The organism is Sporomusa sphaeroides DSM 2875 (assembly GCF_001941975.2).
In the GTDB taxonomy this organism is placed as follows: Bacteria; Bacillota; Negativicutes; order Sporomusales; family Sporomusaceae; genus Sporomusa; species Sporomusa sphaeroides.
Genome location: NZ_CP146991.1, coordinates 2,904,359 through 2,920,132 on the forward strand (window position 1 = coordinate 2,904,359; position 15,774 = coordinate 2,920,132).

General features: G+C 48.7%; 15 protein-coding genes and 1 riboswitch. Of the genes, 4 read left to right on the top strand and 11 right to left on the bottom strand.

Translation table 11 applies throughout. The annotated features are described in order from the left end of the window. Positions 1 to 115: 115 nt before the first annotated feature. Positions 116 to 1,072, top strand: a complete 957-nt coding sequence (locus SPSPH_RS13665) for a D-2-hydroxyacid dehydrogenase (protein ID WP_075756638.1) — start codon at positions 116 to 118, stop codon at positions 1,070 to 1,072. Between the two features lie 12 nt (positions 1,073 to 1,084). Here the strand turns inward: SPSPH_RS13665 and SPSPH_RS13670 are convergent, their stop codons facing one another. From SPSPH_RS13670 to SPSPH_RS13680, 3 genes are read right to left on the bottom strand one after another with little or no spacing between them, the layout of a single operon-like run. Beyond that, the gene (locus tag SPSPH_RS13670) at positions 1,085 to 1,612 is read right to left on the bottom strand and encodes an HDOD domain-containing protein (RefSeq protein ID WP_075756637.1); all 528 of its coding nucleotides are present in this window, start codon (positions 1,610 to 1,612) and stop codon (positions 1,085 to 1,087) included. Beyond that, complete coding sequence (hisZ, locus tag SPSPH_RS13675) at positions 1,605 to 2,786, bottom strand: ATP phosphoribosyltransferase regulatory subunit (RefSeq protein WP_075756636.1); 1,182 nt, start codon at positions 2,784 to 2,786, stop codon at positions 1,605 to 1,607. Before hisZ ends, SPSPH_RS13670 begins: the two co-directional genes overlap by 8 nt. 24 nt (positions 2,787 to 2,810) lie before the next feature. Then, positions 2,811 to 3,107, bottom strand: coding sequence for a YerC/YecD family TrpR-related protein (locus SPSPH_RS13680; RefSeq protein ID WP_075756635.1), 297 nt, complete (start codon positions 3,105 to 3,107; stop codon positions 2,811 to 2,813). A 189-nt stretch (positions 3,108 to 3,296) separates the two neighbouring features. Next, positions 3,297 to 3,401, top strand: a riboswitch (SAM riboswitch). A gap of 138 nt (positions 3,402 to 3,539) precedes the next feature. Between SPSPH_RS13680 and SPSPH_RS13685 the strand changes: the two genes are divergently transcribed. Beyond that, positions 3,540 to 4,361: a MetQ/NlpA family ABC transporter substrate-binding protein gene (locus SPSPH_RS13685; protein WP_075756634.1), complete on the top strand. Its 822-nt coding sequence runs from the start codon at positions 3,540 to 3,542 to the stop codon at positions 4,359 to 4,361. 46 nt (positions 4,362 to 4,407) lie between these two features. Here the strand turns inward: SPSPH_RS13685 and SPSPH_RS13690 are convergent, their stop codons facing one another. From SPSPH_RS13690 to SPSPH_RS13725, 8 genes are all read right to left on the bottom strand, one after another. Continuing rightward, entirely contained in the window at positions 4,408 to 4,998 is a 591-nt protein-coding gene (locus tag SPSPH_RS13690; RefSeq protein WP_075756633.1) for a TetR/AcrR family transcriptional regulator, read from the bottom strand. Positions 4,999 to 5,014: 16 nt separating this feature from the next. After that, on the bottom strand, positions 5,015 to 5,527 hold the full coding sequence (locus SPSPH_RS13695; RefSeq protein ID WP_075756632.1) for a DUF456 domain-containing protein: 513 nt from the start codon (positions 5,525 to 5,527) through the stop codon (positions 5,015 to 5,017). A gap of 68 nt (positions 5,528 to 5,595) precedes the next feature. Further along, positions 5,596 to 6,867, bottom strand: coding sequence for a phosphoribosylamine--glycine ligase (purD, locus tag SPSPH_RS13700; protein ID WP_075756631.1), 1,272 nt, complete (start codon positions 6,865 to 6,867; stop codon positions 5,596 to 5,598). A 26-nt stretch (positions 6,868 to 6,893) separates the two neighbouring features. Next, positions 6,894 to 7,646: a YdcF family protein gene (locus SPSPH_RS13705; RefSeq protein ID WP_075756630.1), complete on the bottom strand. Its 753-nt coding sequence runs from the start codon at positions 7,644 to 7,646 to the stop codon at positions 6,894 to 6,896. 78 nt (positions 7,647 to 7,724) lie between these two features. Continuing rightward, a complete protein-coding gene (locus SPSPH_RS13710; RefSeq protein WP_109298183.1) occupies positions 7,725 to 9,437 on the bottom strand; it encodes a glutamine--tRNA ligase/YqeY domain fusion protein in 1,713 nt (570 codons plus the stop codon). A 185-nt stretch (positions 9,438 to 9,622) separates the two neighbouring features. Continuing rightward, positions 9,623 to 11,590 carry a methyl-accepting chemotaxis protein gene (locus SPSPH_RS13715; protein ID WP_075756629.1) on the bottom strand — a complete coding sequence of 656 codons (1,968 nt, stop codon included), beginning with the start codon at positions 11,588 to 11,590 and terminating at the stop codon, positions 9,623 to 9,625. A 215-nt stretch (positions 11,591 to 11,805) separates the two neighbouring features. Next, the gene (locus tag SPSPH_RS13720; RefSeq protein ID WP_075756628.1) at positions 11,806 to 13,176 is read right to left on the bottom strand and encodes a sensor histidine kinase; all 1,371 of its coding nucleotides are present in this window, start codon (positions 13,174 to 13,176) and stop codon (positions 11,806 to 11,808) included. After that, entirely contained in the window at positions 13,173 to 13,847 is a 675-nt protein-coding gene (locus SPSPH_RS13725) for a response regulator transcription factor (RefSeq protein ID WP_075756627.1), read from the bottom strand. Before SPSPH_RS13725 ends, SPSPH_RS13720 begins: the two co-directional genes overlap by 4 nt. A gap of 138 nt (positions 13,848 to 13,985) precedes the next feature. Here SPSPH_RS13725 and SPSPH_RS13730 point away from each other — a divergent pair, with 138 nt between their 5' ends. Both SPSPH_RS13730 and SPSPH_RS13735 read left to right on the top strand, forming a co-directional pair. Next, entirely contained in the window at positions 13,986 to 14,474 is a 489-nt protein-coding gene (locus tag SPSPH_RS13730; RefSeq protein WP_075756626.1) for a PepSY domain-containing protein, read from the top strand. A gap of 264 nt (positions 14,475 to 14,738) precedes the next feature. Beyond that, the gene (locus SPSPH_RS13735) at positions 14,739 to 15,710 is read left to right on the top strand and encodes an alpha/beta hydrolase (RefSeq protein ID WP_075756625.1); all 972 of its coding nucleotides are present in this window, start codon (positions 14,739 to 14,741) and stop codon (positions 15,708 to 15,710) included. The last annotated feature ends 64 nt before the right edge of the window (positions 15,711 to 15,774 follow it).

Sequence of the window (15,774 nt, forward strand, 5' to 3'; positions counted from 1 at the left end):
TTATTTCCCGATATCCGGCAATCTTTCCGGGTGAGGTAGGAAAACCGCCTGCATATGTAGAAGTATTTGGCAGGATACTAACCGTACCAAGCGTAACGCAATAAGGAGGTTCTTTATGTCTGCGCTGAATATTGTCGTGCTCAACCCGCTTGCCGACCGCCATAGGGAGCTTATTCTGGCTGCCGAGCCAAATGTTACTATACTTGTTACCGATGAAGCAAATGCTCTCGAGCATATGCCCTCCTGCCATATCTTAGTCACCTGGGGTTGGATGGAAACCCGTCATTTATACCAGGCTGCTCCTCACCTGGAATGGATTCATGCCCTAAGCGCCGGAGTGGAAAAGTTGCTGTTTCCTGAAATTCAGGCAGCAGACACCATCCTGACCAACGCGAAAGGCATCCATGGCATCCCGGTATCTGAACATGTGCTGGCCATGATGCTGGCTTTCAGCCGGGGGCTTACCGTCAGTCTCCGCCAGCAGGAAACCCGGCAGTGGAAACGCATTCCTACCGGTGAGTTGCACGGGAGTACCCTCGCCATTGTCGGTTTAGGCTCTATCGGCCGCGAGATTGCGAAAAAGGCCAAGGCGCTGGGGATGACGGTACTTGCCAGCAAGCAGGAGGTCACCACAGAATTATTTGTAGATAAGCTGTATCCGCCGGATGATGATAGTCTGCTGGAAATGCTGGCCAAGGCCGATTTCACGGTTACCGCCCTGCCGCTGACCGAAAGCACACAAAACCGGATTAGACTGCAGCATTTTACGGCAATGAAGCCTTCGGCTTATTTCTTCAATATCGCCAGAGGGGCTATTGTCAATGAAAATGATTTGGTCACCGCTTTGGAGCAAAACCTCATTGCCGGTGCCGGGCTGGATGTCTTTGCCTGTGAACCGCTGCCTGAGAGCAGTCCGTTATGGAGCATGCCCAATGTTATCATTACACCGCATGTTGCCGCCCTGTCACCGGCCTATCTTGACCGCTCCGTTAAGCTGTTTGCCGATAATCTTACCCGCTTTATCCAGGGGCGTGAAATGCTGAATGTGGTTGACAAAGTCAAAGGCTATTAGTACCTTGAGGGACTAATTCAGGCTGTCAGCCGCTCTGAGCAGTGTAAGCTCTACCGGTTCGCCGTCTGCCGGCGCTTCATGATGCCTGGCCACGATCCCGGTTATCCGCCTGTCAAGCCCGGCCGCCTCGAGCATAGCTGCTCCCCGGGCGGCATGATGATAATAGATATACATAGCATGCCGGAGATTGGCTACCTTGCCACCCCGCCCCAGTCGCTGCCAGCTTTTGGCCCAGCGCGGCACAAGGGTATCCAAAATTACGGTAATGATTTTATCGGCAACGCTGACATCCCCTTTTATCTTGCCGATATCATGAAGCAGCGCGCATGTTAGCAGTAATTCTTGGTCAACATCCTTTTCCTTAGCGGCAAGTTCCCCGGCTGTGTAGGCTACATTCAAAGCATGCCGCTGGTCAGGTAGGTTCATCTGCCAAAAGAAGGCGGCTGCCGCCGGGTCTAAATACCGCTCCACAAACTGCCTGTCTGTTTCGCTAATCCGGGCAGTGACCGCCGCTACAACCTGTTTTATCCGTTTACTCAATATATATCAATTCCTCATAGCCCCGGGTGCGAACCACTGCTTCCGCCACCGCCCGCGGCTCGGCAGCAAGCGCCAGTTCTGCCCGGCGTCTTTGCCGCCGGCATTGGTTAGCCGCTTCAATGGCCTGCGCCAGCTTACCTTCCGTCCAGGCAATATATACATCTTTACCCTGCACGCTGACGCCAATCCCCTGGCGCTCCAGGGCTAATAGCATCCGTTCTATTCCCATGGCGAAACCTGTCGCCGGGTTGGCAACCCCCAGTGAAGCCAGCATCGTATCATAACGCCCGCCCCCGCACAGCGGGAAGCCCAGTCCCGGCGTATAGCCCTCAAATACCATGCCGGTATAGTAATCAAAGTCACGAATTATGCCAAGGTCAAAATTAACATACTGATCGACACCATAGCCTGCAAGCAGCTTGTGAATATCGGCCAGGTTATCCAGCGCCGCCCGGCTGAGGTCATTGCTGACCAACCGGTAGGCTCTGCTTAACATATCCTCCCGTCCATGCAAAAGCGGAATTTGCTTAAGCAGTTCTTGCGCTGCCTGCTTAAGTCCGCTCTGTGAAAGCAGTTCGCCAAGCCCAACCAAATCGCGGGTAACCATGGCGGATTTGATCTGTTGCTGGCGCTCGGGGCTTAACTGGCTTTCCGCCATCAGGCCGTTAATAAAATCCACCTGGCCTAAGCCGATTTGAAAATTGGTCAGCCCGGCTTCCAGCATAGCTTCTACCGCCAGGGCCACAACTTCGGCATCGGCTGCCGGACCGGGCGCACCTAACAGTTCCACCCCGGCCTGATAAAACTCGCATTGTCTGCCGGCCTGCGCCTGCTCATGGCGAAAGACATTGGTAAGATAAAACAACCTGAGCGGCAGCGGCATTTCCTTCAGTCTGGTCGCCGCCACTCGGGCAATCGGGGTTGTCATATCCGGTCTAAGCGCCAGAATCCGGTTGTTTTTATCAAAAAATTTAAATACATGCTGCTGAATGTTGCTGCCTGTACCAACTGCCAGTGTCTCCATATATTCAAAGGTCGGTGTCACTATTTCGTCATAGCCCCAGCAGGAAAAAACTTGAGCCAGCGCCCCCTCGACAATCCGTTTCTGCTTGGCTTCCCGGGGCAGCAAGTCCCGCGTCCCATACGGAATTTGCGGCACAAAATTTTTATTCATATTAACACTCCATTCTACTCGGCACTATTTTTCCTCCAGATGGGCCAACACTGCTTTATAACCGTCTGCTCCATAATAGAGGCAGCGCTTAACCCGGCTGATGGTTGCGGTACTGGCACCGGTAGCGGCAACAATATCGTCATAAATGACGCCTGCCTTTAACAGCCGCGCCACTTCCAGCCGCTGCGCCATCGCCTTAAGTTCACCGATTGTGCATACATCCTCAAAAAACTGGTAACACTCTTCCTCGCTGCTAAGCGATAAAATCCCCCGGAACAGCTGGTCGATAAGTGCATCTTTCAATTTGGGATTTGCGGTCATACTATTACGCCTCCTGTAAATACTTGCTTACACTATCTATTCGCTACACACCTGTTTTTTCCTTCTTTATCACTTTCTATCTTTATTGAATTAAAACTTTTTACTATTTTACTCATTTTTACTAATTTAATTATATTTTTATTGACAGACATACCTATCGGTGCTAATATAAATTTCATAAATTCATATTGTTCATCAAGAGCTGGCTGAGGGAATGGCCCGATGACGCTGCGGCAACCATCGCAATTTGCGAACGGTGCCAATTCCACAGGATACTTTCCTGGCAGATGAAGAACTGGACAACAAGCCATTTCGGACTGCCGAAATGGCTTTCACTATTTTTACGGAAGGAGGCTGACCTGCTTTTTTAGCCAAAACATTGTCTTACCTTGGTGCCATTAGTAAAGTAACTACTATTAGGAGGAATATGTCATGAAAAAGATTACCTTATTATTGCTTGCCGCTTTATTGGCGTTCTCCACTCTCCTTGCCGGGTGCGGCGGCAAAGAAACGCCTGCCCCTTCAGCAACTGAGAAAAAGACTATCAAAGTAGGCGCAACCCCTCTGCCCCATGCTGAAATTCTTGCTGTCATCAAACCCATTCTGGAAAAAGAAGGCATCAATCTGGTTGTGGTAGAAATGAGCGATTATGTCCGTCCTAACATGGCTGTTGCGGAAAAAGAGCTTGATGCTAACTTCTTCCAGCACATTCCCTACCTGACCAAGTTCAGCGCTGAGCGCAAACTGGATCTAACCTATACTGCTGCCGTACATATCGAACCTATGGGGATTTATTCTAAAAAAGTTAAAAACCTGAATGACCTGCAAAACGGCGCAGAAATTGGCATCCCGAACGATCCCACCAATGGCGGCCGCGCTTTGGCACTCTTGGAGAAGGCCGGCATTATTAAGCTCAAAGACGGCGCAGGCGTTACCGCTACCATCAGCGACATTACCGCCAACCCCAAAAATGTAAAAGTCCGCGAACTGGAAGCTGCCCAATTGCCGCGTTCCCTGGATGACCTGACCTTAGCTGTCATTAACACCAACTACGCGCTGGAAGCTAAGCTGGTTCCCGGTAAAGACGCCTTGTTTATTGAACAAAAAGACTCCCCTTATGTGAATATCCTTACCGTCCGCAAAGGCGATGAAAACCGCCCGGAAATCCAAAAATTAACCAAAGCCTTAACTTCCGAAGAAGTTAAGAAATTTATCAATGAAAAGTACCAAGGTGCTATTGTACCGGCATTTTAATGAAGTAAAAAATGAGTCTGGGGAAATCCCCGGACTCATTTTTTGATTAACGGTTAACTATCCCGTACATAAAAATATCGGCAATGCTGTTGGCCGTACTATCAATAGAATCCTGCTCTCCGCCAACAAACCCCTGAAACACCATCATCACAATAACACTGAACAAACCATGGGCGGCTTTGTGCACATCACAATGGCGGATAGTACCTTGATCAATTCCTTCCTGTAAGATCCGCTGCAATATCCCGATAGTGTGAACAAACCTTTCCCGGTATTTTTCCCGCTCCGCCTCGGTAAAGCTTGACGGTTCCTCACGGCCTAACCCGCGCATCTCATGCATAAGCACCCGCCACAAGTCCGCATTTTGCACATAAAACTCCAGAAAAACCCGAATGGCTTTCTTGGTTTTATCCAGCGCCGGTTCGGCAAGAGCGGCAATGGTATCAAGCTCAGCCTCAAAACCGGCACTGCGTTCCTTAATCAAGGTATAAAAAAGTTGTTCCTTATTAACAAAATAGTTATATACTGTGCCTTTACCGGTATCGGCTAAGGCAATAATCTCATCAACCGTGGCGCGATGATAGCCTTTGCGGGAAAAAACAGTATAGGCAGCATCAAGTATTTGCCGGCGTTTCATAAGTTTCCTCCTGTCCTTACCAAGCCAGTTTGGAAAGGATCAAAACCACCATGCCGATAGCCATGGCTAATTTGAAAATCAATCCCAATGCCTGACCAATCATGATACTCTTGGCAACCCGCCCCGCTTTCTCCCGGTTGCCGGTAGCGGCATACTCCGCCAGGTAACCGGCGACAAATGAGCCGGTGATGGCCCCCGCAATCGAGCCAAGTCCCGGCATAATGCCTGTGCCGGCAATACCGCCGGCAATGCCGCCAACGAAGGCAAACCCGATAGCCATACGGGATGCATTTTCTTTGGTGGCCCCCAGCGCTCCTGCTATAAATTCAGCCAGTTCGCCCAGCAATAATGCGCCCAAAAGCAGCAAGAGCGCGGTACTGCTCATATGCACAAAGCCTTCTGTATAGCCATACCCCAGCGCCGTAAAAAATATGAGCCAGTTGCCAGGCAAGCCAATTGCCGTCATACCAATACCAACAGCGATGATCGCTATAACCAGTAGATTAATGGCTATTAACCCTGCATCCAAACCATGCACTCCTTTGCGAGCGGGTTGCCAGCGATCTGCCTAATACGCGTGGCAATCTCCCTCTTAGCTTATTTGCGGTTAAACGCCCGGTGGGCTATATCTTTGCGGTACTGCATTCCCGCAAATTTGATTTCAGGTACAGCCTGATATACCTTCTCTACCGCCGCACGAATATCACCGGCTACGGCAGTCACGCCCAGCACCCGGCCGCCGGCGGTAACAATATGGTTGTCCTTGCTGCCGGTACCGGCATGAAAAACCATTGCGCCCTGCTGTTCCGCCTGATCGATACCGGTAATTTCATTCCCCTTGGTATAATCGCCCGGATAACCGGCTGCCGCCAGCACAACGCAAACGGCTGCTTCCTGCCGCCAATTGATGGTTACATCAGCCAGCCGCTCCCCGACACAGGCCTCCATGATGTCCACCAAATCACTATCCAGCAGCGGCAATACCACCTGTGTTTCAGGGTCGCCAAACCTGGCGTTAAACTCAATGACCTTGGGCCCCTGGGCCGTAATCATCAAGCCGGCGTATAAACAGCCTTTATAGATAATGCCTTCCTGACGCAGTCCGTCAACCACCGGCTGCAGCACCTCGCGCGTCACCTGCTCCCGCACAGCCTGAGTTACCACCGGCGCCGGGGCATAGGTTCCCATACCACCGGTATTGGGACCCTGATCATTGTCAAAAATCCGTTTATGGTCCTGAGCCGCCACCATGGGAGCTACCGTAAAGCCGTCGGTAAAGGCCAGCAGGGAGGCTTCCTCACCCTCTAAATATTCCTCGATAACGATCAAATTACCGGCGCTGCCGAAAGCCTTATCCCGCATCATCATCTCGACGGCGGCAACCGCTTCCTCCACTGTCATGGCTACCACGACACCCTTGCCGGCTGCCAAACCGTCTGCCTTAACAACAATGGGAGCCCCCTGCTCCTTTATATAGGCGATAGCTTTGTCCGCATCGGTAAAGGCCGCGGAAGCGGCGGTGGGAATATTATATTTGTGCATAATTTCTTTGGCAAAAGCCTTCGAGCCTTCCAGCTGGGCCGCCTGCCGGGACGGTCCAAAAGCCTTGAGCTGTAATGTGGCAAAATGATCGACAAGACCGTTGGTAAGCGGCAGTTCCGGGCCAACCACGGTTAAATCGACAGCATGGTCTAAAGCAAATTGGCCTAAAGCGGCATTGTCGCTTACATCAATATTGACACATTCGGCCACAGCCGCAATGCCGGGGTTGCCCGGAGCGCAATAGATTTTCTCCACCCGGGGGCTTTGCGCCAGTTTCCAGGCCAGAGCATGTTCGCGTCCGCCACCGCCGATAAGTAAAATTTTCAAGATATCACTACTCCTCATATATAACATTAAAACCAGCGTACTGCCATCAGGCCGAGATATTCTTTGACGGCCAACTGTGTGTTATAGAAAGCGTCCGCCCGGGGCCATAACAAATGCCATTCAAAAATAAAGCGGGTATTTGTCTGATAGTCGGTCGGGTATGGCGTCACTTCCATATTATATTTAGCAAACTGCTGTACAGACCGCTCCATGTGAAAAGCCGAAGTCACCAGCACCGGACTGGTAAAACCACGCTCCGCTATAATTTTTTGCGTAAATTTAGCGTTATCGGTAGTATTGAGGCTCTGCCCCTCCACAATGATATTATCATCGGCGACACCCAAGCCTTGCAGGATATGCCGGGCAATCTCGGCTTCCTTACCGGTATTGGCAAATACCTGCCCCCCGGAAACGATGACCGGCTTGCCGGTAAGCCGGTGTAACTGCGCTGCCGTTAACAGCCGGTTGGCAGCAGACCCCATAAGATGTCCCTGACCATGAACATTCGGCGTATCGGCCGTAGCCCCGCCTCCCAGCGTGACAATAACATCACCGGTTATTGCTGCCGGCGGCTGGTAACGGCTCTCTAAGGACCGGATTAAGATATCTCCCACTAACGGCGTGGATATCAGGTACAAAAGCACTGTTATCAGTGCCAGCAGCCCTGCTCCCCGCTGGTGCCGGTAATACATCCGGCCACAGACAAAAGCCAGCGCAGCAATAAACAGGCCTGGTGGCAGCAGAAAAGTTATGTATAGGAACTTTATCAAAACCAACACCGGAATACCTCGTTTCTAGCATCTGGCATCAGAAAGACTTTTGCCGGCATCCGTGCCTGGCAAAAGTCTTTCCTGCTATTATTTCTTCTCCAGCTTGGCCCAGGAATCTTTCAGGGAGACAATACGGCTAAATACGGGAAGGTCGGCGGTTGAATCACGATCAACGACAAAATATCCCTGCCGCATAAACTGAAAACGACTGCCTGGCTGAGCTGTTTTGATACTTGGTTCCACTAAGCAAGCTGTCAAAACTTCCAGGGAATCAGGGTTTAGCGTATCGACGAAATCCTTAGCCTCTTCTTCCTGATCCTGCTGAGCAGTCAACAGGTAATCATACAGACGAACCTCGGCTTTTGCGGCATGAGCTGCCGATACCCAGTGCAGCACACCCTTAACCTTGCGGTTTACCGTACCGCTGCCGCTCTTGGTATCCGGGTCATACGTACAATGGACTTCCACAATCTCGCCGGTTTGCTCATCTTTGATCACATGCTCGCATTTAATTATATAGGCATGTTTGAGCCTTACTTCCGCCCCGGGTGTCAAGCGGAAATATTTTTTCGGCGGGTTCTCCATAAAATCGTCCTGCTCAATATACAGTTCCCGGGTAAAAGGCAGTGTCCGCGAGCCCATCTCAGGATTTTCCGGATTGTTCTCGGCTGTCATTTCTTCCACTTGTCCGTCCGGATAATTATCAATAATAATTTTAAGTGGTTTAAGCACTGCCATAACACGCGGCGCTTTGGTGTTGAGATCTTCACGAATGCAATGCTCCAGCAAAGCAATATCCACCGTACTGTTGCTCTTAGCCACACCAATCCGGTCGCAGAAATCCCGGATGGCTTCCGGCGTATAGCCTCGCCGCCTTAGGCCCGAGATTGTCGGCATGCGCGGATCATCCCAGCCGCTGACATAGTTTTCTTCCACCAGACGGCGCAGATAGCGCTTGCTCATAATCGTATTGGTCAGATTCAGCCGGGCAAATTCAATTTGCTGGCATTTATAGATTTCCAGCGCCTCCAGGGTCCAGTCATACAGCGGCCGGTGGTCGGCAAACTCAAGCGTACAAATGGAATGGGTCACGCCTTCCAGCGAATCGGAGATTGGATGGGCATAGTCGTACATGGGGTAGATACACCATGTATCGCCGGTCCGGTGATGAGGTGCGCGGATAATGCGGTAAAGCACCGGATCACGCATATTAAGATTGGGAGAGGACATATCAATCTTGGCCCGCAGCACCCGGCTCCCTTCCGGAAATTCGCCCAAACGCATTTTTTCAAATAAGGAAAGATTCTCTGCCACACTGCGGTTGCGGTACGGACTTTCTTTGCCCGGCTCTGTCAGGGTGCCGCGATACTCTCTCATTTCCCCGGCAGACAAATCACAAACATAGGCTTTGCCTTTTTTAATAAGCTCAAGGGTTAATTCATAAATCTTCTCAAAATAGTCGGAAGCGTAAAATTTGCGGTCATCCCAGTCAAAACCCAGCCATCTTACGTCTTCCTGGATGGAGTCTACGTACTCAACATCCTCTTTTGTCGGGTTGGTGTCGTCAAAACGCAGATTGCATTTACCACCATATTTAAGCGCCAAACCAAAATTCAAACAGATTGATTTGGCATGTCCAATATGCAGATAGCCATTGGGCTCCGGGGGAAAGCGCGTATGTACCCGGTTGCCGTATTTACCTGTCTTATTATCTTCATTGATGATAACTTCAATGAAATTAGCAGGCATAGCAGCATTAGCAGCAGTTTCTTTGTCCATATCTTTACTTTCGTTATTCATGCAGATCCTCCTTAGGGTTGTCCACCATTCTATATCCTTACATTATACAACATTCCCGGCCTTTCCAAAAGCGACAAAGGGCCAACAATGAGATTTTTTGCAGTTTCTTATAGGTATTTTGAGTAATTTATTAAGCAAAAATCCCTAACCGCAACAGGTTAGGGATTTTTGCCGTCAAAATATACTTAAATCTTGAATTTAAATACAGCCTGCTGGAGTTCGGACGCCATCTGGGCCAGGCCGGCAGATGCGGCGGCAATTTCCTCAACACTGGCATTTTGTTCCTGGCTGGCTGACGCCACCTGTCCGGCACCGGCAGCATTAAGGCGCGCTGCATCGGCGATACCATGGATGGCATTTTCCACCTGAGTACTGCGCCGTTGCTGTTCTTCTGTCAGCGCCACAATCCGCACCACTTCGTCCCGGACATTTTTCACGGCTGTGTAGATTTCTTTAAAGGCAATGCCGGAACTTTCCACAACCTGTACACCGGCAGCGACTTCACGGCCACTTTTGTCAATGGCGGTAACGGTTTCCACCGTATCGGCCTGAATGGCCTGAATAATACCGGCAATCTCGCGGGCAGCTGCGTCAGACTGTTCGGCCAGCTTACGCACTTCATCGGCAACTACGGCAAAACCGCGTCCCTGCTCACCCGCCCGGGCGGCCTCAATGGCGGCATTAAGCGCCAGTAAGTTAGTTTGACCGGCAATACCGGTAATAACGTCGACAATTTGTCCAATTTGCCGGGACTTTTCACCCAAAGCATGAATCTTCTGGGTTGCCTGGCTCACATCATGCTGAATTTCATTCATTTTAGTTACAGCCATACCGATTTGTTCGGTACCGGTTTCCGCAGCCCGTTCGCTTTGCTCAGAGGCGGCTGCCACCGAGTGAGCGGCTTTGCTGGTAGTAACAATGGCCTCAACCATATCCTTGATAATATGGGCTGAGTTATCGGCCAGCGTTACCTGGTTATTTGCACCTTCAGCCACACTTTGAATGGTGATGGCAACTTCCTCGGCAGCTTTGCCCACTTCACCGGAAGAGGCAGCCAATTCCTGGGAAGAGGCAGCAACCGTTTCAGCGGTAGACGAGGTTTTGGCAGCAAGGGTCCGCAGCGCGGCTATCATTATATTGAAGGTATCGGTAAGTTTGTTGATTTCGGTCACACCTCTAACCTCGATGGTGTGAGCCAGATCGCCTTCAGCCACCAATTCTGCGGCAATACCGAGCTTTTCCAGCGGATTGGCAATACTGCGAGCCACATAGTATGAAGCAATGAGCGCGATAAGAATGGCAAGCAAAACAACTGCAGCAGTTGCCGCCGCCGATTTGTACACGACTGCCATTACTTCTTTGATGGGCTCATGAACAATAACGCCCCATTTATTCTGGGCAATTGGTGAAAAAACAGTAATGGACTCTTCCCCGCGGGTGGAAGTGGCTTCCAGAGCGCCATTTTGTCCGTCAATCACCTTGGCAACATAATCATAAGTAGCAAAGGATTCTTTTTTCAGAACCCGCTCCTTGTCAGGATGGGCAATAATGGTTCCCTTATTATCGACAACATCCACATAACCGGTATGACCAATCTGCACTTTGTCAGCAATGTCCCAGATGGACTTGAGGCTGACGTCGGTAGCTACCACCCCGATAATCTGTCCGGCACTATTTTTAACCGGTGAAGAAACGGTAATACAGGGTGCATTGGTAAAAACGGAAATGTACGAATCGGTAATAAAAGTGATGCCTCGCATGGCTTCTTTAAAATAAAGCCTGTCACCACGATTGGCCAGGGTTCCCGAGGTTCTGGCGATTTGCATGCCTGTCTTATCCATAACGACGATGAGTTCATAGTTTGGATTCTGTTTCTGCGCCGCTAATATCAATTCTTTAACAGCCACAGGATCCATTGATTTGGCGGTAGGAGACTCGGCCAGAATATCATTCACAATCCTCGCGTCGTCCACCACACGGGCAATTTCATTGCCTATCTGCTGCGCAGTATTGCGATTTGATACCATTGTTACTTCTTTCAAGGATTGCGCATTTATGTAGCCGCTGATGATCCCGCTGATACAGACCGGAATAAAGGCAAACAAAACAAATAGGACAATTAATCTGACTTTTAAACTATTAGCACTAATCAACAATTCGCCCCCCTTTAAGTTAATAATCTCTCCCAAATATACATATGGCAGTTTAATTATAACCTTTGCCTTTATTTTCATCAATTGACATTTGTCTAAATTTTGAACAAATTTACTGTAGAATTTTGTTGGGTTTCGTAGTTTATTACTACTGCTGCTTTTTTCCCTGTTTGGGAAATTATTCAGGCAAAAGCCAAGCTGTTGTTGCACATTTTTTACAGCTTGCTTTGTCTATTTACCGGCAAGCAAAACCGCACAGTCGTACCGCCGTTCAGACAGCTATCTATCGCAATGCTGCCGCCGTGCCGCTCAACAATCCACTTTACAATCGGCAGTCCCAGGCCGGTTCCGCTGTCTTCTCTTTTATGCCGCGCCGGGTCTACCTGATAAAATCGCTTCCATATTTTTTCCTGCTCTGCCGGAGCAATGCCAATGCCGTTGTCTGCAACACTCCCCTGAATCCCACCGTCTTCCCGCTTTAGCGTAAGCCGGACCCAGCCGTTATCGCGGCCATAACGAATGGCATTCTGGCAGAGATTTAACAGCAGCCGCATCATAGAAGTTTGATCAGCCATTAACATAAGGTCTGGCTCAATATCGGTGCAAATAGTAATATTCCGCTTGCGGGCTGCTATTTCCATTTCCTCGACCACCATTTCAGCCACTTCGCTGAGGTTAATCATTTCAAATTCGAGATTGTCCGTACGATGGTCAGCTCGTGCCAATAAAAGCAAAGCAGAAATCAATGAATTCATTTTTTCCGCCTGCTGCAAAATCACCTGTATGGCTTCAGCCGCCTCCTGCCAATTATCTTTTTGCGCCAGTGCATATTCAGCGTGCGTCATCATGACAGTAACAGGCGTTCTCAGCTCATGCGACGCATCTGCGGTAAACTGCTGTTCCGCTTTAAATGACATTTCCAGTTGGTCCAGCATATGATCAAACGTTTGCGCAAGCTGATAAATTTCATCCTGGCTTCCTGTCAGGTGAATACGCCTGGATAAATCGCCGCTGCTTTCAATTTCTGCCGCTGTTCTTTGGATCAGAGTGACAGGCTGGAAAGCATTTTGGGTAATCAACCAGCCTCCGTACCCGGCAAGCAACACTAAAAAAGGAAACAATACCATACAGACAAAGAGAATCTGGTTGCGTGTCTCATAGGCCGGACTTAACGATACCGCACCGCGAACCCATATACCTTCCTCGCCTTTGGCTGTTATATACAGGTCGTAAACCAGCCATTGACTCCCGTCCACCTTAACTGTCTGCACTTGCTCGGATTGAAAAGGCACCGCCGCCGGCAGTCCGGCAGGCAACTGTCCGGCAAAAAGGGTTTGTTCTTTAGTGTACAAGGAAATGAGTACCCCATCATCAAAAAAATCAACATCATTTACATCTATCGAGCCATTTGTATAATTGATATCCTCTGCCACATCATAAACTTCGTCCTGCAACTCACGCTGCACTCCCTGCACCAGGACCTTGTCGGTACCAAAAACAATTCCCGCCATAATAACAGCGAGAATAAAAATAATCAGTCCGGTGTACCAGCACGTAATCTTTACTTTTATTGATAGTGGTTTCATAATCTCTCCTGCAGCACATAACCGGCCCCCCGGACGGTATGAATCAATTTAAGGTCAAAGTCGTCGTCAATCTTTTTACGCAAATACCGGATATAAACGTTGATGACATTGGAAGAGCCGGAAAAATCATAATTCCAGATATGTTCCTCAATCTTTTCCTTCGATAAAACAATGCCCTGATTGCGGATTAAATACTCCAGTACGGCAAATTCCTTGCTTGATAAGGAAATTTGTTTCTCCCCTCTTGTTACTGTGCGGCTGCTGAAATTTACCGTTAAATCGGCCACACATATCGTGTCTGCACGAACATTGCCCGGCCGGCGCATAAGAGCCCGAATCCGGGCCAGCAATTCGTCAAAAGCAAACGGTTTTATCAAGTAATCATCCGCACCGGCGTCAAGTCCTGTTACCCGGTCCTCAATATTATCTTTGGCAGTAAGTAAAAGAACAGGGGTTATCAGGTCTGTTCGGCGGAACTTGGCCAGCAAGGAAATCCCGTCAAGTCCGGGCAGCATCCAGTCCAGGATAATAAGATCATATTGCATCGCTGCCAAATAATCTTGTGCTTCCCACCCATCCGCAACAGCGTCGACAGCATAACCCGACTGTGCCAGCCGCTTTTTGAGCAGTTGCTGTAAATCACTCTCGTCTTCTACCAGTAAAATACGCATAACAATCTCCCTAGTAAATTCTGCTAAAATTATACCATAATTTTTAACAATAAAATTCAGATTGGCGTTTAAAAATTAATCTTACTTTAATGTTCATCAATTATATTTAATATAAATCAAAACATGGAGGGGTTATATATGATGAAAACAAACAAGAAAAAAATACTGGGCGTTATGCTTGCATCACTGATTTCATTTGGCACCGCAACCACGGCTTTAGCAGCGGTCACGGCTGATTCGGCACAGGAAATAGCAAAAAAATGGATCCCGGCAGGCGCCGTCCATGTCCTCACCGAAGATGACGTTACTGCCTATGAGGTAACCTTTTTTGATAATGCCGCTAAAATAAAATATGAAATTGAAATCGACAAACTGACCGAGAAAGTTACCGAGGTAAAAACAAAACTGACAAACAGCCATGGCAGCAACACCATCAGCCTGAGCAGAAACGATATTACCGAAATTACGTTAAAAGAATTCCCGGATGCGATAATCCGTAAGATGCGCCTGTCTTCCGACGACGGCTACCAGGTATATGAAGTAAAATTCACTACAGACACTATGCGGGGAGAGCTGGAAATTAATCCGGAGACCGGCGTCATTCTGGAAAGAAAATTAAAGTATTAGAAAAAAGGAAGCTTTGCTACGGCAAAGTTTCCTTTTTTTAGTATACCTGTTACAACGATTTTCCCAGGCTAATATATTTTTTAAAAAAGAGGTACTATTTGGAATATCGAAAAATACCAAAAGCTAATAATAAGGTCAGCACCCTTGGAGTCGGCGGAAATATATAAAACCTATTGACTTAGAGGTAACTTAAAGTTGTATTGTAAAATGTGAAACAATACTTCCAGAATCATCAGCCAGAAAATTTCATGAGGTAGATATATTATGCAATCGAATACAAAGTACCAACTATCGAAAAAAGGGAGCTGGCGGCGCTGGGTCCTGCTCAGTATTGCAGTCGTTTTTCTTGGGATAAACGGAGCTGGCCTCTATATCGGAAATATCATTTATAAAGAAACAAGTGTCTTACATTCCCATCTTAATGGAAATAACGGCACGCTCAAACAAATCTTAGAAACTGGCAAACAAGAGAGTAAGTGGGAAGATACCACCATTGTATCCCGCTTTGGCTATCCATTGTCTGCCACATATATTCCCAATCCCCAAACTACAGATAAAACCCTTATCTTCCTGCATGGCTTTAGCGAAAGTCGCGCTGTCGGTCTAAACTATTTGGATATTTATCTCAATTACGGCTTTAATCTTCTGCTTATTGACTTGCGGGCTCATGGCGAAAGCGGCGGTAATTCGGTCACCTGGGGCAATTATGAAAAATATGATCTTGATCAGTGGGTGGATTGGGTTGGCAACCGTCCCCAAGGCATGATCGGTGTTCATGGAATTTCCATGGGCGCAGCGACCGCACTCATGCATGCTGAGCTCAATGAAGCCAATAAGCGCGTGGCTTTCTATATTGCCGATAGTCCCTACTCTGATTTTGAGACGTTATTAGCGTTACAAATGGAGCGGCGGCTGAATCTTCCGGGAAAAGTGCTGACAAAACTGTTACTGCCATACGCAAATGTTGTTGCCTATTTCGATGCCCGCTTTACTTTCCGTCAGGCATCCCCGATCCGGTCAGTACGTAATATAACCACGCCGGTTCTCTATATTCATGGTGAAGCTGACAAGCTGGTTCCTGCTTCCATGTCGCTGGAGCTTTATCATGCCACCAAAGGGCCCCGGCAAATATATTTGTTTGCAAACGCCGGGCATGTAACGGCCATTTTTAATGACCGCTATCAGTATGGCGGAATAGTTCGGAAGTTTGTCCAAACAATTGAGCAGCCTGGCTAGTAGTCTGCCAAGTCTAAAGCCGCAGGATGAATAGTGACGTGGATTACGTTTCAACAGGGCTCCT